The 21,830-nt window shown below is 38.7% G+C and carries 15 protein-coding genes; 3 read left to right on the top strand and 12 right to left on the bottom strand.

The window, feature by feature from the left end:
- Positions 1-22: 22 nt before the first annotated feature.
- The 4 genes from deoC to RV15_RS14430 form a co-directional block, all read right to left on the bottom strand.
- Positions 23-685, bottom strand: coding sequence for a deoxyribose-phosphate aldolase (gene deoC, locus RV15_RS14445; protein WP_071878725.1), 663 nt, complete (start codon positions 683-685; stop codon positions 23-25).
- Positions 686-703: 18 nt separating this feature from the next.
- Positions 704-2,005 carry a pyrimidine-nucleoside phosphorylase gene (locus RV15_RS14440; RefSeq protein WP_071878724.1) on the bottom strand — a complete coding sequence of 434 codons (1,302 nt, stop codon included), beginning with the start codon at positions 2,003-2,005 and terminating at the stop codon, positions 704-706.
- Positions 2,006-2,128: 123 nt separating this feature from the next.
- Entirely contained in the window at positions 2,129-3,157 is a 1,029-nt protein-coding gene (locus tag RV15_RS14435) for a LacI family DNA-binding transcriptional regulator (RefSeq protein ID WP_071878723.1), read from the bottom strand.
- A 169-nt stretch (positions 3,158-3,326) separates the two neighbouring features.
- Positions 3,327-3,812, bottom strand: a complete 486-nt coding sequence (locus RV15_RS14430) for an AmiS/UreI family transporter (protein WP_071878722.1) — start codon at positions 3,810-3,812, stop codon at positions 3,327-3,329.
- Between the two features lie 191 nt (positions 3,813-4,003).
- Here RV15_RS14430 and add point away from each other — a divergent pair, with 191 nt between their 5' ends.
- A complete protein-coding gene (gene add, locus RV15_RS14425) occupies positions 4,004-5,017 on the top strand; it encodes an adenosine deaminase (RefSeq protein WP_083429199.1) in 1,014 nt (337 codons plus the stop codon).
- A 94-nt stretch (positions 5,018-5,111) separates the two neighbouring features.
- Here add and RV15_RS14420 read toward each other — a convergent pair whose 3' ends face one another.
- The 5 genes from RV15_RS14420 to RV15_RS14400 form a co-directional block, all read right to left on the bottom strand.
- Complete coding sequence (locus RV15_RS14420) at positions 5,112-7,859, bottom strand: endo-beta-N-acetylglucosaminidase (RefSeq protein ID WP_071878720.1); 2,748 nt, start codon at positions 7,857-7,859, stop codon at positions 5,112-5,114.
- A 195-nt stretch (positions 7,860-8,054) separates the two neighbouring features.
- On the bottom strand, positions 8,055-9,353 hold the full coding sequence (locus RV15_RS14415) for a family 20 glycosylhydrolase (RefSeq protein ID WP_071878719.1): 1,299 nt from the start codon (positions 9,351-9,353) through the stop codon (positions 8,055-8,057).
- Positions 9,350-10,219, bottom strand: a complete 870-nt coding sequence (locus tag RV15_RS14410; protein WP_071878718.1) for an ROK family protein — start codon at positions 10,217-10,219, stop codon at positions 9,350-9,352. Before RV15_RS14410 ends, RV15_RS14415 begins: the two co-directional genes overlap by 4 nt.
- 18 nt (positions 10,220-10,237) lie before the next feature.
- Positions 10,238-12,928: an alpha-mannosidase gene (locus RV15_RS14405; protein WP_071878717.1), complete on the bottom strand. Its 2,691-nt coding sequence runs from the start codon at positions 12,926-12,928 to the stop codon at positions 10,238-10,240.
- A 25-nt stretch (positions 12,929-12,953) separates the two neighbouring features.
- The gene (locus RV15_RS14400) at positions 12,954-14,243 is read right to left on the bottom strand and encodes a glycoside hydrolase family 125 protein (RefSeq protein WP_071878716.1); all 1,290 of its coding nucleotides are present in this window, start codon (positions 14,241-14,243) and stop codon (positions 12,954-12,956) included.
- Between the two features lie 160 nt (positions 14,244-14,403).
- Between RV15_RS14400 and RV15_RS14395 the strand changes: the two genes are divergently transcribed.
- Entirely contained in the window at positions 14,404-15,438 is a 1,035-nt protein-coding gene (locus tag RV15_RS14395) for a GntR family transcriptional regulator (protein WP_071878715.1), read from the top strand.
- A 3-nt stretch (positions 15,439-15,441) separates the two neighbouring features.
- Positions 15,442-17,583, top strand: a complete 2,142-nt coding sequence (locus RV15_RS14390; protein WP_071878714.1) for a GH92 family glycosyl hydrolase — start codon at positions 15,442-15,444, stop codon at positions 17,581-17,583.
- Between the two features lie 149 nt (positions 17,584-17,732).
- On the opposite strand, the gene RV15_RS14385 is transcribed toward RV15_RS14390, so the two are convergent.
- The 3 genes from RV15_RS14385 to RV15_RS14375 form a co-directional block, all read right to left on the bottom strand.
- The gene (locus tag RV15_RS14385) at positions 17,733-19,229 is read right to left on the bottom strand and encodes a response regulator transcription factor (RefSeq protein ID WP_071878713.1); all 1,497 of its coding nucleotides are present in this window, start codon (positions 19,227-19,229) and stop codon (positions 17,733-17,735) included.
- 108 nt (positions 19,230-19,337) lie between these two features.
- Positions 19,338-21,011: a sensor histidine kinase gene (locus RV15_RS14380; protein WP_245791388.1), complete on the bottom strand. Its 1,674-nt coding sequence runs from the start codon at positions 21,009-21,011 to the stop codon at positions 19,338-19,340.
- 43 nt (positions 21,012-21,054) lie between these two features.
- Positions 21,055-21,669, bottom strand: coding sequence for a YesL family protein (locus tag RV15_RS14375; RefSeq protein ID WP_071878711.1), 615 nt, complete (start codon positions 21,667-21,669; stop codon positions 21,055-21,057).
- Positions 21,670-21,830: the final 161 nt, after the last annotated feature.

The raw sequence follows: 21,830 nt of genomic DNA, 5'->3' as shown, positions 1-21,830 counted from the left end.
GCCCGCCGCTTTCTTCTTTAGATTAATAGCCTGCTCCAGTCGAACCTTCCATGATCGCAACACCAGCACTTGTTCCGATACGTGTCGCACCTGCCTCGATCATCGCTTGTGCTTCTGCTTCGTTATGAATACCACCAGAAGCTTTGACACCCATGTCTGGACCTACTGTTTCACGCATCAATTTAACATCAGCTACAGTTGCTCCACCAGTTGAAAAACCAGTTGAGGTTTTAACAAAATCAGCTCCTGCTTCTTTCGCAAGTTCACAGACTTTGATTTTCTCTTCGTCAGTCAGTGACGCTGTCTCAATGATCACTTTCACTAAGGCTTTGCCTTTCGCTGCATCGACAACGGCTTGAATATCCTTCAAGACTTTTTTGTATTGCTGAGATTTAAGAGCGCCGACATTAATGACCATATCGACTTCGGTTGCACCATTATTGATTGCATCTGTTGCTTCGTAGGCTTTTACTTCTGATGTATTAGCCCCTAAAGGAAAACCAATTACTGTACAAACGTCAACAGAGGTTCCAGCTAAGTGTTCTTTTGCCAAAGCAACCCAACATGGATTGATACAAACTGAGAAGAATTCATATTTTTTAGCTTCTTCAATAATTCGTAAAACGTCCTCTTCCTTTGCATCTGCTTTTAAAATAGTGTGGTCAATCATTTGATTTAATTCCATTATTTTTTTACACATCCTTTATGCTGTTATTATATCATGAATCAGCTCAGGTTCAGTCCCAGAACTGCCGATTTCGATATTTTTATATAAAAGTTCTTTTACGTTCTCGATTGATTCTGAATTGGAATAAATAGTTAGCAGCGACTCACCAGATTCCACTGGCATACCGACTTTTTTATGCAGCTTGATTCCTACCGCATGATCAACTTCGTCTTCTTTAGTTGCTCGACCTGCACCTAACAGCATCGCTGCGATACCAATTTCATTTGCCACGAGCTTTTGAACAACGCCAGATGTTTTAGCTGGTAATTCTATTTGATATTTGGCTGTTAGTAAACGCTCTGGATGATCGATGATGCTGTCATCTCCACCTTGGTTACGAATCATTTCTCGGAATTTATCCAATGCTTTACCTGATTCCAAGGCCTCTTTTAGTAATGCACGAGCTTCGTCTAATGTATCGGCTTTTTTCGCTAGAACGACCATCTGACTACCTAAGATATAGCACATTTCCAGCAAATCCTCTGGTCCTTTACCTTGCAGTGTTTCGATTGCTTCAACGACTTCTAAGCTATTACCGATCGCCTCACCTAATGGTTGGGACATATCGGAAATTACCGCCATCGTCTGGCGATTCGCTAAACGACCGATCCGAACCATCGTTTCTGCTAAGCGACGTGCTTCCTCGATATTTTTCATAAAAGCACCTTCGCCAGTCGTTACATCCAGCACGATCGCATCCGCACCTGCTGCGATTTTTTTACTCATGATCGAGCTTGCAATCAACGGAATAGAATTGACTGTAGCTGTAACATCACGTAATGCGTATAATTTTTTATCAGCTGGTGCTAAATCACCAGACTGACCAATCACCGCTACATGACTTTCGTTTACCAAACGGATAAACTCTTCATCTGGTATTTCTACATGAAATCCTGGTATTGCTTCTAATTTATCAAGTGTACCGCCTGTATAACCAAGCCCTCTACCGGACATTTTAGCCACACTAGCACCTACACTTGCAACAAGTGGCGCTAAAATCAAGGTTGTCGTATCGCCAACACCGCCTGTAGAATGTTTATCGACTTTAATGCCTTGAATCGATGAAAGGTCGATCATTTCACCTGAATTAGCCATCGCTAATGTTAATGTCGTAATTTCTTCGTCTGTCATATCTTTGTAAAACACAGTCATCAAAAAGGCACTCATCTGATAATCCGGAATATCGCCTCTTGTATACCCTGAAACAATAAATTGAATTTCTGCTTCTGTTAAGACCTGTCCATCACGTTTTTTCTCGATCAAATCTACCATTCTCATGCTTTTCTTCCTCCGAATCAATCCCCAAGGATGTATTATACACTAAAACCATTCAGGTTAAAACCTTTTAGTAAAACAGTTTACTAACGCTTACATAATTTGAAAACGCTTATAACACGAACATTAAATCAAATCCGCCAGATTGTCAATCGATTTCGTGCTATTTCTTAAAATAAATGTTGTATCGAAAATCTTATTTGGAATTTTTTTATCAGGATCATTGATCGATTCCACTAAAAATTGCGCAGCATAAAAACCAATATCAAAACTCGGCTGATAAACGGTTGTTAGTCCAGGCACTAAATATTCCGAAATTTCTAATCCATCAAACCCAATAATAGAGATATCATCTGGAATTTTCTTGCCAGATTCTTCAATTGCTTGATAAGCCCCCATTGCCATCTCATCATTTCCACAAAAAATAGCCGTGATTTGTGGATTCTTCAGTACATTTTTAGCTGCCATATACCCGCCACCTAAATTTAAGTCACCACTGCTCATATATTCTGCTCTCACCGGGATTCCATGATCTTTTAGTGCGTGCTGATAAGCTGTTACTCTTTCTGTCAGCTGATAATAACCATCATTTTCTGTCAGCATCGCAATGTGTCTATGCCCTTGCTCAACCAAGGAACAAACTGCTCGGTAAGCGCCCTCATATTCTTTCACGATCAAACGACCATTTTCCCGCGGATTGATGCCACGATCGACTAGAATCACCGGCACTTTCCGTTTGCTTTTATTCTTCAAGATATGATCCACTGGTAAAATATTCGGTGTCGCAAAAATAATGCCATCAACCGAGCGATGAATCAGTTCAGTGACATATTGCGTGGCTTTTTCCTCATCGTGTTTCGAATTACACAACAAGATCATATAGCCTAACGAATTTAAATACGTTTCTACCCCTTCGATAACTTTAGCAAAGAAAAAATCTGTCACGTCCGGTACGACCATCCCGATCGTTTTCGAATGACGAGTGATGATGTTGGAAGCAAAATAATCCGGTTTGTAATCAAATTCCTCCACTACAGCCAGCACTTTATTTCTAGTTTTCTCACTAAAGCGACTGCCTTTGTTATTAATGATTTGAGATACTGTCGTGACAGATACACCAGCCATATCTGCAATTTCTTTAATAGTCAATTTCATATTTTATTCTCCCTTTATTGACAAGACCTACCAACCATGTCAACGTTTTCAAAATACGTATCGAATGATCCTAGTTTATCAGAATTCACTAGAATAAAATAGCTTAAGCAAAAATTTCACAACATTCAGCACAAAAACAGTCTGCTACTTCAATTTCACAGACCGCTTTTTACCAGTTGTTCGTTAGCATCAACAATCCAGGAATCCAACACGTAACAATTCCTTCGAAAATCGCAAAATACAAGACAGGTTTCCCAATTTCTTTTTTCAGGACATATTCAATAAAACCTGTCATCCATAAAATTCCCCAAGATAGCCAAATCAAGGCAAAACGCCAATCACCATCTACCGTAAACGAAATATAGGCTGCTGGAATCGTATTGATTGCTACGAACAAGGCGAATATTCCATAAATACGCATATCTAACTCAAACACATAAATCAAGCCAACCATCAAATAGGTAAAAGCAAACAAATACCCAATACCAGCATCATAATAAGCGCCTCTAAACAAATAAATCGTATTAATGATAAAAGACAGGCTTCCTGTGAGTAAATTAATCAATCCTGTAGATTTTTTATCCACTCCTGCTAGCCCACAATAACCATTGCTGATCAGCGTGATCGCTACAAATAATAGTCCTACTCCTAACAAAATAAACCCTCCCATAACTGATCAAAAAACTACTTTTCTACTGGACTATTTTACTTTAAATCGGCTAAAAAAACTACTCTTAATCTCAGCTTGATCCCTCACTTATTGACAGAGCTCACTTAGCATGTTAAAGTCTTCAAAATACTTATCAATGAGACCGATCGCGTTAACAGAAAAGAGAGGATGATATCGTGAGACGAGAGCAAGTCAAGAAACTACCAAAAATAGAGCTACATTGTCATTTAGATGGTTCTATACGCCCAGAAACCTTACGGAAAATAGCAGAACCTCAAGGCATCTTTTTACCCGCTGATAATGAGCAGTTAAAAGAACTATTAGTTGCGCCTATTGATTGCCAAAACTTAAATGACTACTTAAAGCGTTTTGATTTAGTGTTATCCTGTCTGCAAACAGAAGCAGCCTTAACAGCGGCTGCATTCGATGTTATCAGTCAAGCGGCAGAAGAACATATCCAGTACATCGAAGTCCGTTTTGCGCCTTCTCTCCATACTGAAAAAGGACTATCTTTGCCTAAAGTAGTACAGGCTGTGTTAGCAGGTCTAGAGCAAGGACAACAACGTTTCGGTGTAAAAAGCAATGCGTTATTATGCGGCATGCGGCACGAAGAAGCCACAGCTATCGAAAAAATTGTGCAATTGGCTGATGCATTCAAAAAAGATGGCATCGTAGGCTTTGATCTTGCTGGAAATGAACTGAACTTCCCGCCATATACTTTTGAAGAGACACTTGGGTTAGTCAATCAATTGACGATCCCTTTAACACTTCACGCAGGCGAATGCGGTTGCGGGAAAAACGTTGCTGACGCAATTTATTTAGGCGCTAAACGCATTGGACATGGCATCGCTGTAAAAGATACGCCCGAATATTTTTCTTTATTGCGAGATAAAAATATTTTAATTGAGATGTGCCCTACTAGTAATTTTCAAACTAAGACCGTCACCAAATTAGCCGATTATCCTTTCCAAACATTTCTTGAGGCTGGCATCAATGTCTGTATCAATACTGACAATCGCACGGTGTCTAATACAACGTTAACGGATGAATATATGAAGCTCCATGAATGGTACGGCATCACTTATGCAGATATGGAGAAATTAAATCATAACGCCGTTAACGGCGCCTTTATTCCTGAAAGTGAAAAACAAGTTCTTCATGAGCAATTAACCATTAGCTATCAACTTTAATTCAATAACCCAACTCAAAAAAGGCAAAATGATGTTCGAATCGTTCATTTTGCCTTATTCTGTTTCAATTCAATCAGTTAACCGTTAAAATTTATTATTTGACGATGCCAGTTTGATCCACTCCAATGATCTGCCAATCATAAATTCTAGCTGTCTTGCCATTTTGTTCCGCTTTTTCTAAAGATAGTTTGACATATCTCGCTTCAACTAAACTGATGGCATCTTTGCTATTGTCTGCTGTATTTCCTCGATGTTGAACAACAGTTGTCCAATTGCTTCCATCCTGACTCACAGAAATGTCATACTCTCTCGTATTCCACTCTGGACTTTCACCGCCTGCACCAGCATGGAAAAGCTCAAATCCAGAAATTGTCTTCTCTGCGCCCAAATCTGCGATCATCCACGGCTTATCACTTCCATTATCACACCATTTTGTTTTTAAATCTCCGTCCAGTGCAAAACGATAACTTTCACGCTCGTTCGTGTAGCCAGAACCTTGAGTAGCACTTGTTGCTGGTAAGGTAGCCAAATTTTCTATGTTGATTCCAGCATTTTGATCATAAACATAGAGATAATCTTCTTTGACAACCTCCGTTTCACCTGAAGCATTCACCGCAACGGCTTTGACTGTGTAGACACCAGATTTTGCAAAAGAGAATGTCGCTTCTTTACCAGAAGCGGTTTGCGGCGTTGCACCGATCACTTCCCAATTGACCATTTCCGTCGATTTAGAAGCATCAGCTGATAACGTTAACGTTTCGCCAACTGATAACAAGGTACTGCTAGCATTGATCGTTATTTCAGGTTTTTTCAACGCTTCAAATGTATAAACTGCTGTAGTCCCTTTGTTTTGGTCTTCGCGCCCGTACTGATCGACTGGTATCACTTGATAGTTGACCGTGTCACCAGTTCGTTCTTGATTCAATAACGTATAAGACGTATTGGCTGTCTCACCTTCAAACTGCAATTGCCCCGCAACTTCTCGGTAAATACGGTAAGATGCGGTATTTTTCCCTTTCGTCTCCCAGTTCATTCGAATACTTTCAGTCAAATCGTCCACAATCGTTTTCCCAGAAAACGTCAGATTGCTTAGCGTACTGACTGGTTTTGCCTTTTCTTTTCCTATTTTTAATTGACCTAAAGAAATCGAAGCCGTTTCAGTCTGAGCATTTTGCACATTCAAACCAATTGCTGTAATCGTTTGGCAAACTGCTGGTTTGAGTGAATATGTCGTTTGTACCCAGCCGTTTTCTAAAGGTTGCTGTATCCCTGGAATAATCAAAGGTTTTTCTTTCCCTTGTAATTCGAGCACTAAGGAGGTTGCACTTGCACCTTTTGTTACGATTGATGCTGTATCTGAAGCACTCGCTTTCACTTTAGCCGCATACAATTTGATAAATGTTTTCTTATCTGCTGTCATTGGTCCTGTTAATTTAACAGAAGAACCGCCGTTAAATGCATCTTCATAACTAATTGTGGCGTTTAATTGGTTGCCTTCTTCATTATCAATGACCCAACGATATGTCGGCATTACATCTTGAATACTTCGGTTATTAAAGGTTCCTTCTTTGACCTTTGTACCATTTTGATAAAAAGCATCACCATTTCCCACGTTAAAATTCGTTAAAAATGGTAATTTTGTAACGGGCGTTTTTTCTACATAATAACGTGAAACTCCTTGCCATTCATTCTTAGGGCTTGCTACGGCACGAGGATCTCCTTGTGGATTTATCCATAGTAGTTTTTCATTTTCCCAATACTGATTGATATCATACTGACCACCATCTCGTAATGTCCAATCTGGGCAATACAACCCTAAAGAAACTAGTGGTTTTCCGTCTTCACCTAAAATACTGCTTGGTTTACGTCTGGTATTTATCCCATTTGCCTGCACATCGATTCCAGCAAAAAGATCGTAGGGACTGCGCTTCAATTGAGTTGCTTTTTCACTGGATGACTTAAGGTCTTGCCAGCGGAAATCGATGAACATTTTATCTGAAACCCGCTTTTTCCCCTCTTGGAAGTATCCTTGATTCGTCTCATTAAGTGCGCCTTGCCACGCTACAGCACCGCTTGGGATCATAGAATCATACCAAATAATTTGCTGATTCTTTGGTTTTCGTGCTTGTAAATAACTCATAAATTCTTTCATCCCAGTAGCTGTTTGTGCATCAACGTTGGTTTCTTGATTAATAAACCACCCATCAAAGCCATATGCTTGGGACATTTCCAACAACTTATCCGCCATCGGAAATCTGCCTTTTTGATCCTTTTGAACAAATTGTGCTACCCATTCACTCTTTCCACCATAAGCTTCTGGCGGGAAAAATACCGTTCCCACTACAGGCACACCATTTCTATGCGCCGAATCGGTCACATCACCACTGGGCGGAACGATGATCCCTTCACCAGATGAACCAGCCCATGCCACTAATGTGTCTACATATTGCCAATTCGTAAAATTATAGACCGCTTTATCCGTTCCGCCTTGTGACGGCGTTCCTTTCGTATGCCGATTCACGATTGCGATTGATAGTACTTTCGCTTCTGTACTTTGATCCACGTTTGATTTTTTTCCTTGAGCTCGAGCAGCCAGAGGAACTTTGGATACGTTAAACGGCGCATCTGGCTCACTTTTAGGACTCCAATTTAACAACGTCTCTGGAAATAAGGCTGTTGATTCCGGCATTTGGTCAAACACCGGGATACCACTTTCCTGAGTACTTCCCAATTCAGATGACTCTGCATAGGTAGTTGACGCAAGCGCCAGATGCGCTCCTGTCACAAGAGCAAGCATAACAGCTGAACAATAACACACACTTTTCCACGCTTTTCTTTTCACTGAATGAACCTCCTTAAGTTAGTTACCCCAATTTCAGCATTATTCATTCTCACACAAAAATGTTAACGCTTTCTTTCGATTTTATAAATAGATAAACTATAGTATTTATATCAAAAAGCATAGGTGTGTATTATGTTAAATCGTTAAAAACAGCTGAAACGTCGAGTTTTACACTCTCCCTCTCAGCTGCCGCAATTAGTTGATTTTGTAGAAATGACAAGAGAATCCTTCCAGCAATTTTATAAGATCGGTTATGATTTCATCTTCCTCTTTCACTTTTGGTTTATCACACCAGACGGCTAGAGCAGCGCCTTTGACTCGCTGCCTTGCCTTTGGGGAAATTAGTTGCTGTGACGCAAATAAATCAGGTTGCCAATGTTCTTTTATTTTTTCTGCTGTGGGATACGTATCCCCCGCATTCTCACCAAGTACGTAATAAAGGTAATTATCATTGAAATTAATAACAGTATACCCTTCATCCAAAAACGTTTGAACAGGCGCCATTTCTTTTTGCCATTTCGTCCAATACGTAATTTCAACATTTTTTGTCAGTCTAGAACTTTGTCCATTTCTAAAAAATGCATCATTCCAAACTCTGGGAATAAATCCGTGATTCCCAACAAAATTAGCTATGGTATTGACATAGTTTTCAAATGTATTTACGCCTTCATCTTTCAACGCAGGATACTGCTCCATTTGGTCGAACTCAACAAACTCGTCTCCGCCGATATGAAAATAGCGACTATCAGAAAACAACTGCAAATACTCTTGATATAGCGAGAGTACAAATGACACTGCTTGTTGATTCGTAATATCTAAGGCGGCAGGAACTTTCCTAGCGTCGCTCGCTTCCTCTTGTATTGACAATTGCCAATCTGGATATGTTTTCAACAAATGTTCCATATGACCTGGCGTATCAATATCAGGAATAATTTCGATTGATAAGTAGGCGGCGTAACGAATTAGTTCTTTCACCTCATCGATCGACAGAAATTCATCTGAAACAAGTTGAGGATAGTTTATTGATTCAATTCGAAAACCACTATTCTCAGAAAAATGCAGTTGAAGAAAGTTACAGCCATACAGAGCCATTTCTTCTAAGATGCGGTGTAGCCCTACAGGCGAAAAATATTTTCTGCCAATATCCAACATAACGATTCGTTCTTTTACTGCCTCACTAAATTTTCCTGTTGGGATTTCAGCTCCTGTCTTTAATAGCTTTGCTAGATACATAACACCACGAAAAGCAGTCAAGCGGCTACCTGCTTGAATCACTATCGATTCAGCCACCTCTAGCACAAAAGTATTCTTTAACTCTGATGAACAACTGACGATAACATCCGCTCTCTCAATGATCTTTACAAAATTGATTCTTTTGTTGAGTAAACGTACGTATAAATAAGCGATTCTCTCTCGTTCTGCTCCAAAACTTTGATCCATATAAAAATAGATATTTTGCAAATCGAATAAATTAGTCACTCTAGTTCGCTTCACACTAAACCTCTTTGTTCCTTTGCCAACAATAAGCACCCCATAGTACCGCTATTATCACCTAAATCACAGCCAACAATATACTCATCCAAAGCAGGTAATGAAACATAACCGCCTACTTGTCTTTCTAACGATTCACGTATTTTCGGGAAAAGGTGCGTTTGTTTCATCACCCCACCACCTAAAATAATTTTTTCTGGCGAAAGGACTAATGTGTAATTCATCAAAGCCTGTGCTAGATAAAAAGCCTCAATCTCCCAGGCATCGTGATCCTCTTCTAACAGTTGTCCTTTGATTCCTGTCCTTTTTTCTAAGGCTGGTCCCGCAGCCAAGCCTTCTAAACAATTATCATGATAGGGACACACACATTCCAATGTATCATTTGGATAGCGCTGAACAGTAATATGTCCCATTTCTGGATGGCTAACCCCTTGTAACACGGCCCCATTTACAACAGCGCCACCGCCAATGCCTGTTCCGACAGTCAAATAGATACAGCTTTGCGTTCCTTTTCCTGCCCCCAAATGAATTTCACCGTAGGCCGCTGCATTTACGTCCGTGGTCCAAGCAATTGGGATATTAAAATGCGCTTTTAGTGCTCCTAAAAGATCCATATTGGTCCAACCTATTTTAGGTGTAGAGGTAATATAACCATACGTACTTGAGTCACGATTGACATCGATCGGTCCAAACGATCCTACTCCGAGCGCTTTTAATTGATAGCTATCAAAAAAATCAATGACTTGATTTAATGTTTCTTCCGGCAATGTCGTAGGCAGACTGATTCTTTCAATGATCTGCAAGTTTTCATCCGCTACGGCACAGACAAATTTTGTTCCACCAGCTTCGATCGATCCATAATACTCCATCAAAATCATCTCTCTTTCTTATCGGTCAAATCCAATTGTACGAATTTCATAAGCATTTAGACTGTTTGTCACTTTTTCAGGTTGTTTCACTTCTAGCAAGTTTAATAAATAAGAACTTTCGCCAGTGCTTTTTGCTATCTCAACTTTATCTGATTTATCGCTCATATTGAACCCTCTCACCACAAGCGCTTGATTCTCTTCACTATTTTTCATTGCCGTTACTGCAAACGTTGCGCCTTCCACCGTTACATAAACATCTTTTGCCTTTAATTGCCCCGTATGTTTCATTGTTTGTTTTACACTAAAAGGAATTTGGGCTGCGTATGCTCGTTTGTACGTAGTATAGCGATCAGCTGCTTCTCCATGAAAATCAACGCCATATTTAAACGTATGTTGTCCTATACATTGCGCTTCTGGTGTCGGGAAGTAACCCCAGTCGCCCATTTCACCAACGGCCCTTAGAAGCGTTAACGCAATTGTATTGGTTTCAGGTAAAATCTCATATTCATTCAATCCAAAATTTGAAACAGTCATCCCAGCCTGCTCATCATGGATATTGACAAAGGCATGTTGATGTTGAGGGTTGGTCGGATTCTCCCAACTCTTACTCACGCGATTCGGACGTGTAACAACTTCATAAATACTGTCTGCTTCATGTGTATCTGTTTTTATTCCAGTTGGAAATAGCATGCGCAAGCGATGGTCTTTCATTTGGTTATTTAAAGTTGTTTCAAAAGACAAACGAGGAGAATCTTTTTCCATCGTTACCACTGTTTCAATCGTCAATTCTTTTAATTCTGATGAACGCTTAGCGTTTCTATAACGAAAATCGACTACAGCTTTTTGCTCTTGTTCCAATAAGTCTTCTGCAGATTCAGGGATCATCATACGTTGGACGATCTTGACTTGTGCCATGAAAGGTTCATCTTTCACTATAGAAATTTCTGCTGGAAGCCCGCTAGATAAAAGTGGTGTTGTGTCTTCGGGTTGTTTAAAAATATATTCATTGCCAATGTCGCCTGTATCTTCGATCGTTAGTAATTTAGTGTATTTTCTACCCGACGCTTTATCCAGTACCTCTAATGTTCCATCCCCATTGATCGTTACTTTTAAGCAATTATTTTCCAACACATCATTTTCTGGATTGGCGATCATCGAGCTTGATGTTTCCATTGGTGTTTTTGTTTCTTGCAGCGCAAAAGAGTGCCATGAAAAAGCTGGCATGTTATTTATCGGCAGCTCTATTTCCACATACTTAGCCATGTAAGGTACTCTGAAACGATCTTTCGGCAGATCATAGCCAAAGCTAACTTCAGGATTTGAAATCAAGGCTGGTACTACTTGGCCTTCAGAATCAACGACTTCAAATGCTGGTATCTGACTTTTAGCAAGCTCTTCCCATAATTCATGAGGAATCCCTTCTTTAAAAGGTTTTCTCTCGATTTCTACTTTTACTTTTGTGATTTCTGATTTTTGATATCCAGACGTATTAAAGACAACAAACGGATAACTCGTATCAGCGAATTGTGTTGTATCAACTGCCTCAACTAGCTGAGTCAACGCTTCTTCAGCCAAAAATTTCCCGACTTCATTTGCTTTTTCAAACCGTGGAATCATTTCACGATGGACTTCATCAACTGAACAGCCGCAAATACTATCATGAGGATGATTTTGTAACAACAATTTCCAGGCATAATCCAGCTGATCGTGCGGGTAGTTTTGTGTGAGTTCATATGCCATTGCAGCTAATGGTTCTGTCACATTTTCCAATTGACGCTCCACAGTTGTGTTCCATTGTTTTAAATAAACTCTCGCTGATGCTGTATTCGCTAGAGTAAACCAACCATCCGTCTCTTGGCTCGTCAATTCACCTTGAACCGTGCCAACTTTAGCTGGTAAATCTTGACGCAGCTGTTTTAAGTAGTCATCAAAGTTCGAATGAATAAACTCATAGTCAGGAAACAACTCATTTGCCAAAGCAATTGCTTTTGTAATGTCTTTTTGAACAGGTTGATGATCGACACCATTCATCATTAGTAAGTGATTCGTAGAAGCAAATTTTTCAGCTTCAGCTAGTTTTTGGTGCCAAAAGGCTAAAGCCGCTACTTTTTCAGCAGGTATTTCGTTGCCATTACTGTACCAATTAGCAAATAATAACCCTAGAATAGTACTACCATCTGGCCCTTGCCACCACATTTCTGAATACTGTGATGTATAATTCTCATCCTCTAATACTTCATTGTTAAAGCCAACAGGTTTCACCCCTCGACCGAAGGCTGCTGCATCTAAATCAGCTTGTTTCATCATTTGTGGCGTTTGCCCCATGTTACCAAACGTATCTGGGAAATAACCTAACTTAACTTCTGGACCCCACTTTTCACTTTCTTTTTTACCGATCAACATGTTTCGCACATTCGATTCAGAGCTGATCAAAAAATCATCTTGCAAGATATAAAAGGGCCCAATTCGCAGTTTTCCATCCGTGATTGCCTTTTGAACGGCAGTTTTCTGTTCTGGCCTAACCTGTAGGTAATCGTCTAAAATAATCGTTTGACCATCTAAATGAAAACTATCAAAAGCAGGATCTGTCTCAATCAGTTCTAACACATCATCCATCAGCTCAACTACGCGCATATGATGTTGCTCATACGGCATGTACCATTCACGATCCCAATGAGAATGCGAGATGATATACACTTTTTTCTTCATGATTTTATGCTCCATTTCATTCTTTTTATCGTTCAACGCGAATATCAAAATAATCCATCACTAGTTCACAAAACATCATATTGGCCCAAGAGAACCATTCACGTGTATAATTTTCTGGATTATCTACATCAAATCCTTCATGCATTAAGTGGGTTCCACCATCGTTAGCTACTAAAGAATTTAAGATTTGTTCTTTGTCTGACTTATTTTTTGACGTCATGCCTTCCATCGCCAGCGCTATCGGCCAAATATAGTTTTCCGGCGTATGTGAACTGCCGATTCCTTTAGCGTATTTCCCTTCATAAAAATAAGGATTTTCCTTACTTAAAATTGTTTTGCGCGTTGCTTGATAGGTTGAATCATCAACGCTTGTATACCCTAGATAAGGTGCCGCAAGTAAATTAGGAATATTGCTATCATCCATAATACTAGCATTGCCTAGACCATCAACTTCGTATGCGTAGATAGCTTCTCCAGATCGATTGTCCGTTTTCCCAAATTCTTGAATCCCAGCATTGATTTCTTTTCTAAGAGAAGACGCTTGTTTTGCGACTTCTGGATCAGATAAGATTTCGGAAAAAATCTCTTCAATGTAGCCTAAGATAACCACTGCAAACATATTGGATGGCACTAAATAACCGTACCGGCATGCGTCATCACTCGGACGAAATCCAGACCAGGTCATTCCTGTTTTACCGACCTCACTGCCTCGACCTTCATTTGGAAGTGTGTCTTCTAAGCGCGTAGTCTCTCGTTCAAATGTATAAGTTGAATTTTGATGTTCTTGTTCTGTTTTAAAGACAGTCAAAATCTTTTTCACACCTGCTACAAAATTCTCATCAAACTGCTTCTTGTAGCCCGTATTTTTAAATAGCAAGTAGGCTAGCTGAACGGGGTAACAGAGTGAATCGATTTCATATTTCCGCTCCCAGATCCACGGGTTCATTGTCGTGTGATCGGTCTGATGTCCAGCGCCATTCGCTTCTTCATTGAAGGCATTGGCATATGGATCGATCGTGATGTAAAAAAATTGACGTTGAACCAAGCCGCAAATCATGTCTCTCAATTCTTCATCTTCTTTGGCGATAACTAAGTAAGGACGGACTTGAGCCGTAGAATCTCTCAGCCACATTGCAGGAATATCTCCAGTGAGTAAAAATGTAGTCCCATCTGATTGTTTCTTAACCGTCGTAGTCAACGTGTTGGCAAACGCCGCATTGAAGTTTTCTGCCCAGCCAGCATGTTCTTCACCACACAATTGAGTGATTTTATCCATAAAAGCTTGAACTGAACTTGGTATTTTTTTATAAGTCATACGTACCTCCCAATAGTTGATATATCATTTCACAACGAAAGTATATGTCAATGAAAGCGTTTTGTCTAGTGTTTTTATTAATATTTTTAAATTGAAGTCTTTTTCTTTCTATGTTAAACTAACAACAATGATATATCATTTCACAATTAGGAGAACGACTATGTCAAAACCATTATATAAAAAAATCACTGATGACTTATTGCAAGCAATCGAAACTGGAAAATTACCAGAAAACGCACAACTTCCAACAGAAAAGGAACTCTCTCAAATGTATAATGTCAGCCGGATCACTTCTAAAAGAGCACTGACAGAACTTGAAAACCAAGGGCTGATTTATCGGATTCAAGGAAAAGGCAGCTATGTTCAAAAACGAAAACCTATGAAGAAAAAAGTTTCACGGATCTTATTTTTGATCCCCTTCGTGAATGACCTTTCTCTCGGTAACTTCAATGACGGATTAGCCCCGATCACGAGTGAACATCACTATGAAGTGATCATGTCTTCTTCGGAATTTTTGATCAATAAGCAAGCAGCAGATATCATTGAAGACTTTGACGGAATGATCTACTATGCACATAATACTGAAGATTTTCTAGATACGTTATTTGAGTTGTCTATTCAGCAATTTCCAGTCATCATCTTAGATAAAAAAATCCATGATCTGCCTTATCCCACTGTTCAATCTGATAACTTTTCAGGCGGTGCAATGGCGACAACTTACTTAGCGAGCAAAGGGCATCAACGGATCGCTTATATTTTTGGTGAGGAAACATTGCCTCAATCCGTGCGCCAGCGTTATTTAGGCTACATTCATGCAACAAAAGAACAGCACTTGTCTTTTCACACAGCTTTGACGGATAAACAAGTATTCCTACACTCTGATGTCATTACCTACCTTCTAGAAAATGCAATTACCGGTGTTGTCTGTGAAAATGACCTAGTGGCAATTTCTTTAATGAACCAAGCTAAGCGGGCCAACATTGATATACCAACTCAGTTATCTGTTATCGGTTTTGATAATATTCAAGCCGCCTCATTGATCGATCCTTCTTTAACCACAATTGCTCAGGATTTTAAAGGAATGGGCAAACTTGCTGGCACAATGCTGATAGACTGGATCGAAAAACAAGTAATTCCAACAGATCAGCAAGTTCCAGTAAAACAAATTATTCGACACTCAACAAAGGAGAATTAATGTATGAAACCAACACTTATCGATACTAGACATGGCACCGATAATCAACATTCTTTTTCAAACGGTAATTGCTTACCTTATACTGGTGTGCCTTTTGGCATGAATTATTTTGCGCCTCAGACCAACGGAGATAACGGTAGCTGGTGGTTCAATCCTCGCGACCGAGTTTTTCAAGGCTTTCGTTTGACTCATCAGCCTAGTCCTTGGATGGGGGATTTTAGTTATCTGGTTATGCTGCCTTTCAATGGCCAGCTAAAAGAATCGACTGTCTTTTATGCTCAGTCTTCTTACCGACCAGATGAAAGCGTTTTTAGTCCTAGTTATTTAGAATTGACTGCACAGCGCTATCTATTGACAACTCGACTGATCCCTAGTATGTATGGTGGTGTCTTAACAACAAGTTACACACAGCCAGATGCTGGATTTTTACTTTCATTACCTGGAAAATATCAACTGACTATCGAGAATGCGCATACCGTTTCCGGCTCTATAATTAACTACGCAGGTTGTGAGGATCAGCATTTTTCTTTTTATTTTACTTTGCATTTTGAACAAGCGTTAACTTTTGAAAAAACGCTGAAACAAACAGGTGAAAATGAATGCATTACTTTTTCATTTGGAAATATCGAAGAGCAAGTCGTGCAATTCGGTACGTCATTTATCAGTTTAGAACAAGCGAAGTTGAACTTGTCCCGTGAAGCGCATTGGCAACCAGCAGACTATCTTACAAACTCTGAAAAACAATGGACAAATTACTTGAATAAAATCGATATTCAAGACAAAAATCAACAACGCCGATCGACCTTTTATCATAATTTATATCGGGCTTTTTTATTCCCACAAACCTTTTATGAAAAAGAAGCTAACGAAAAAATTATTCATTATGATACATTAGCCAAAGAAGTTAAACCAGGGTTTCTTTACACAAATAACGGATTTTGGGATACTTATAAAACGGTTTACCCTCTCTATTCATTGATTGCTCAAGATAAATATGTAGAAATGCTGGAAGGTTTTTTAAATAGTTATCGAGAAAGCGGTTATTTGCCTAAATGGCTTTCACCTGATGAACGTGGCTTGATGCCAGGAACCTTGATCGATGCAGTAGTAGCTGATGCCGCAGTGAAACATATCCGCCCTGATTTGATGCCTGAGTTTTTAGAAGCCATGATCAAAGGTGCAACGATTCAAAGCAAGAATCCAAATTACGGCAGACAAGGAACCAATGATTATTTAATGTATGGATATGTTCCTGCTAACTATCACGAGTCAGTAAACCATACCTTGGATTATTGTTACAGTGACTTTTGCATTAGCCAAGTTGCTAAATCTTTGGAAGAGCATACAACTGCTGAACATTATGAAAAACAAGCGAAGAATTATCTGTCTATTTTCGATCCTAAAACTGGCTTTATGCGGGCGAAACAGCCCGATGGCACGTTCAAAGAACCCTTCAACAGTCACCGTTGGGGCGAAGATTACGCTGAAGGTAGCGCTTGGCAGAGTAGCTTTGCTGTCTATCATGATTTCAAAGGGTTGATTGCAGCCTATGGTGGTCAAGATAAATTCCAAGAAAAACTGCTTGATTTATGTAATCAAGCGCCTGTCTTTAACGTTGATGGATATGGGTTTGAAATTCATGAAATGAGTGAAATGGCCGCCACAGAGTTTGGTCAATTGGCAATTTCTAATCAGCCAAGTTTTCACTTCCCCTATTTATTTAGTTATCTTGGTAAACCAGAGTTTGCTCAGCCGTTACTGAAACAACTGATGATTCAAGAGTTCAACGATAGTCCTACTGGTTTCCCTGGTGACGAAGATAACGGGAGTATGGCGAGTTGGTATATTTTTAGTTCATTAGGATTTTATCCTGTTTGTCCTGGTTCAGGTGAGTATGTGATTGGAATGCCGTTATTTGATAAAGCCGTTATTCATTTATCTAATGGTGAGACTTTGACCATTTCGACTAGTCCCAATAATGAGCAGCAACAGTTTGTGGATCATATTCGTTATAATGATTCTTTACATGAGCGTTTAGTTTTTGATCATGACACATTGATGAATGGCGGTACGGTCGATTTTACTTTAGGAATCGTGCCTAGACCGAAACAGTATAAAGAAGATCAACTGCCATTTAGTATTTAATAATGTTTTATTTATAAAAAAGAGGCCGGAACACAACTCTGCGAGTCACATCCTAGCCACATTGAATCTGGATAAACGGTGGGAGCAGAAGCAACTCTTTCGGAAATAAGTACTTCTGTCCCAACCTGTTGATTTTCAGATACAAAATACTATTCTTCCCCTACTGAATCATAATGGTGCTTATATTTTTCTCGAAATTCTTTTGGCGTTAGATCATTCATCTTTTTAAAAATTTGTGAGAAGTATGTGCTGTTGTTAAAACCTATTTTATCAGCGATCTCATTTACGTTATCCTCCGTATGAAGCAACAGATTTTGTGCTTTTTTCATACGATATTGGTTCAAATATTGCGAAAAACTCTTCTTTGTTTCTTTCTTAAACAACTGCCCTAAGTACATCACATTAAGATGCAATGATTGAGCTACACATTTCAACGTTAATTCATTTGTGTACTCTGAACGAATCTTATCAATCACTTTTTGAACATTTTCTGAATAATCATACGCTATTTTTTCTCGCGCGATTTGCGTCACTGTGATAGAGAGAATATCATGTAGTTTATCCACATTCGATGAGTGATTGATATCATCTAAAACTTGCTGATACTCGCCTTCATCCAAATGATTAAAACGACGATAGATATCCATAAACAACATAAACGTAATATGGCGAACATCTTCTGGACGGGCACCGATTTTTTGCGTTTTAGCAAAAATTTCAGCTATTGTAGTTTCGATCGTGGTAAAATCTCCAACCATCAATGTTTTGTTAAAATTGATAATATCTGCTGAAAGGTCAAAGTCATCTGAAAAAACAGAATATAACACATTGCTGCCGCTTGCTTCATAAAACTTGTAGCGCTGTAATGTCTGGTTTGCTTTTTCATAACTATCCGGCACATCTTCCCAGTCACTGACTGTCTCGCCTACACTGATCAACCAACTATCATCTTCCTTGGCTGTTAAGGGATTTGCTGTTAGCAATTGATTCAATTGATACTTACCACCTTTAAATATATGTACAATCAGAGTTTTGTCCCCTAAATTCCGAGTAAACAGCAACGTTTGCAACTGGTTTTCCAACCAATCAATGACCTTGTCTTTTTTCTCGCGATTAACCTCTATCAACAAAACTGTCCATGCCGATTGCTCTGTAGTATTGACTAATCGATCCAACTCTTCATAACTATCCTTATCGATTTCACCATTCACCCACTTAGACAATAAAATTTCACTATACAAGCCGTTTCTTGTTTCTTGCTGATTGCGATCATCCAAACGTTTTCTTGCCTTTTTGACACTTTTTAAAAGCTCGACCTTATCGACAGGTTTCATCAAATAATTGATCGCCCCCAGCTGCAGGCCACCTTTTAAAAAGTCGAATTTTTGATAGCCAGAGAGAATCATAAACTCAAAGTCTCTGGCCTCTTTTTGAGCTGCTTCAATAAATTCTAGTCCTGTCATTTCTGGCATCGTGATATCAGTGATCACTAAATCGATTGCCACTGTCTCCATTAGCGTTAATGCTTCTTTGGCGTTTCGTGCCGTCCCTTTGATAGAAAATCCTTCTGCTTCCCAAGAAATAATTTTTTTCAGTCCATTTACGATCATATATTCATCATCAACTAGTAAAACGTTATAATTCATTTTATTGCTCCTTTACTCTGCAACGACTCATTACAAATGATTTTGCGGTGACATACGATGACTTTTTTGAAGTGATCATTTCCTGATCTTCGTTATAATCAACAGTTTTTAAGAATGTGGCTCATCGAAAGTTAGCATAATTGCAATACCTTTGGTTTCGTTTGGCGTAATCGTCATCAAAAATGATGGCCCAAAATAAGCTCGCAAACGTTCATTTACATTTTGCAATCCAATCGAATCGTGCAGCTCGATTTGTTTACTCTGCAATTTTGTTTGAATCAAGGCAAGTTTTTGTAATGAGATGCCTTTGCCATTATCACGAATCAAAACCTTCACTTGCCCATCAACTAAACTGGCTTTTACACTGATTGCATTGTCATTCCTAGAAAAATCGATCCCGTGAACAAAATAATTTTCAATCAAAGGCTGAATCGAAAATTTTGGCAACACAAGTCCCTTTAATGCCATGTCGATCTCAAAGTGATAGGCAATTCGATCTGGATACCTCATTTGATATAAGTAGACATACTTTTCACAAAAACTCAGTTCTTTTTCTAATGTTGTCGTTTTAGCCTGATCAGTATTATTTCGCAACAAGGTCGAGAAGGCATACACAACATCCGCTAGCTCCTCACTCCCCTCACTTAAGGCATACATACGAATATACTCTAGAGTGTTATACAAAAAATGCGGACTAATTTGTGATTGCAACGCTCTCATATGTGCATCTTGCTGCTTGATTTCTAGTTTATAAATGTCTGCAATATATTGCTCAATATTATCCAGCATCGTATTGATCCCGATTGAGAGCTCTTTTAACTCAAACTGAGTTTCTTGTTCATTGATGCGTGTATTCAAATCTCCTTCAGAAACGAGTGCCATCGACCCCATAATAATATCAACTTGCTGAGAATACTTAGTAAATGTGCGATAAAGTAGATACAACAGCAATAAAATCAGCACCAAGCCACCCAACATCAAAATACGTAAATCAAACAGAACATGCGTCAAAATTTTTTCTTTAGAGATCGTCACTAAAATATCAAAACCACTTGTTGTTTGCAGGTGTTCCAATATATTATCTTCCCTCAATTTTTGAAGCGGTAACGCGGAGGTCTCTTTCATTTTTTGTTGAATCAATTGTTGCTCTAAGGTGTTATCTTTTTCCGTATACGTCAATAGTTGGTACCCTGTGCTTGAAAATACATATGCTGATAATCCATCAAATGTCGTTAAATGAGTCAAACTATCGAGAATATCTTTTTGAGAGAACTCAATATAAAAACTTCCTAACACTTCTAATGTTACTGGATTCGTGATTGGATACGCCAAATAAAACTTATTATTTAGACGCGGTGTCCCACTGATTTTCTTACCACTCTTATCTCCTGCAGTAGAAAGGTAGTAATCATTATAATTGTTCAATACGATGATAATCGATTCGATATTATCATACATGGTATAAAAGTTTTTCACTTGACCTGGCAAAAACAAGTAGTTATCTGTTTCTAATTGTTGATCATATGAATACGTCAAATAATCTGAAATCGACATATCCATATAACGATTTAAGCTATTGATCTTCTCTTGATTGTCTCTCAAACCATTTAGCATGGTTTTTCCTTGTAGATTCTTATCATTAATCGAACGGCTAATCGTATCGACAGCTTCTTGCGCCGTGATCTCCCCTCTTCCCATCGATTGCCAATAGGTATTCATACCAATACTGACCATGCCGACTAAAATTAAGGACACAAGGATCAACGCATAATTTTTCAGCAATCGGTTCAGTAACGTTTTTTCATTAAGGAAAGAAGGTTTTCGTTTACGCATGGAGTTCCAATCGTTGATCGATTGTTTGTCGCCATGATTTTGTCGCAGTGAAGCTCCAAATTTGCATCATTGAAAACGTTCCAAATAAAATCAGTCCTTTGAACTTCCATGTAATGAATAGAATCACGCAAAGGCCGATCGCAATTTTCAAGAGATTAGTAAAATTAGCTAACGTTGAAATAAATGCTAGCTTCAATAAATTGTTTAAACCGATCTCATAATAGCTGTCTAATAATAATGTGTACTGAAAAGTAACAACTGCATAAATCATTGCAAAAACCAAAAGAAAATCAATCATTAAAAAGACCAAGCCTTGGATTTGAACTGATAAAAACAAATTGTATGCTAAAACTGCTAACAATAAAACAGTTCCATAAAAGAGCATATTCCCTCTGATAAAATTCTGCTTAAAACTATTCCAACCTTCTTTTAACGTAATTTCTTTATAATTAAATTCGTGACTGATAAATAGTTCATTAACCGTTTTCAAGGCTGGACCAATACCTGCTACAAGTAACCCACAACAGCTAAATAACAAAAAAAACAAATTTAATTTTACAATGACCCAGACTTTAATGAATAACGCTTCTAACGCCTTTCCAACCATCTAACTCTTCCTTTCTGCATCTCTATTAGTATAATAGATAACTATTCAGGATATTCCAAATAAAAAAACTGCTGCCTAAAATAATATTACGCAGTTTAAGCCAAATATTTTTTAAAAGAACCAAGTAAAGACGATGCAGCATCGAATCACTTGGTTCTACG

It is taken from the genome of Enterococcus silesiacus (genome assembly GCF_001886225.1).
Classification (GTDB): Bacteria; Bacillota; Bacilli; order Lactobacillales; family Enterococcaceae; genus Enterococcus_L; species Enterococcus_L silesiacus.
Note: the sequence above shows the minus strand (reverse complement) of the source record. Positions and strands in the feature narration are given on the sequence as shown.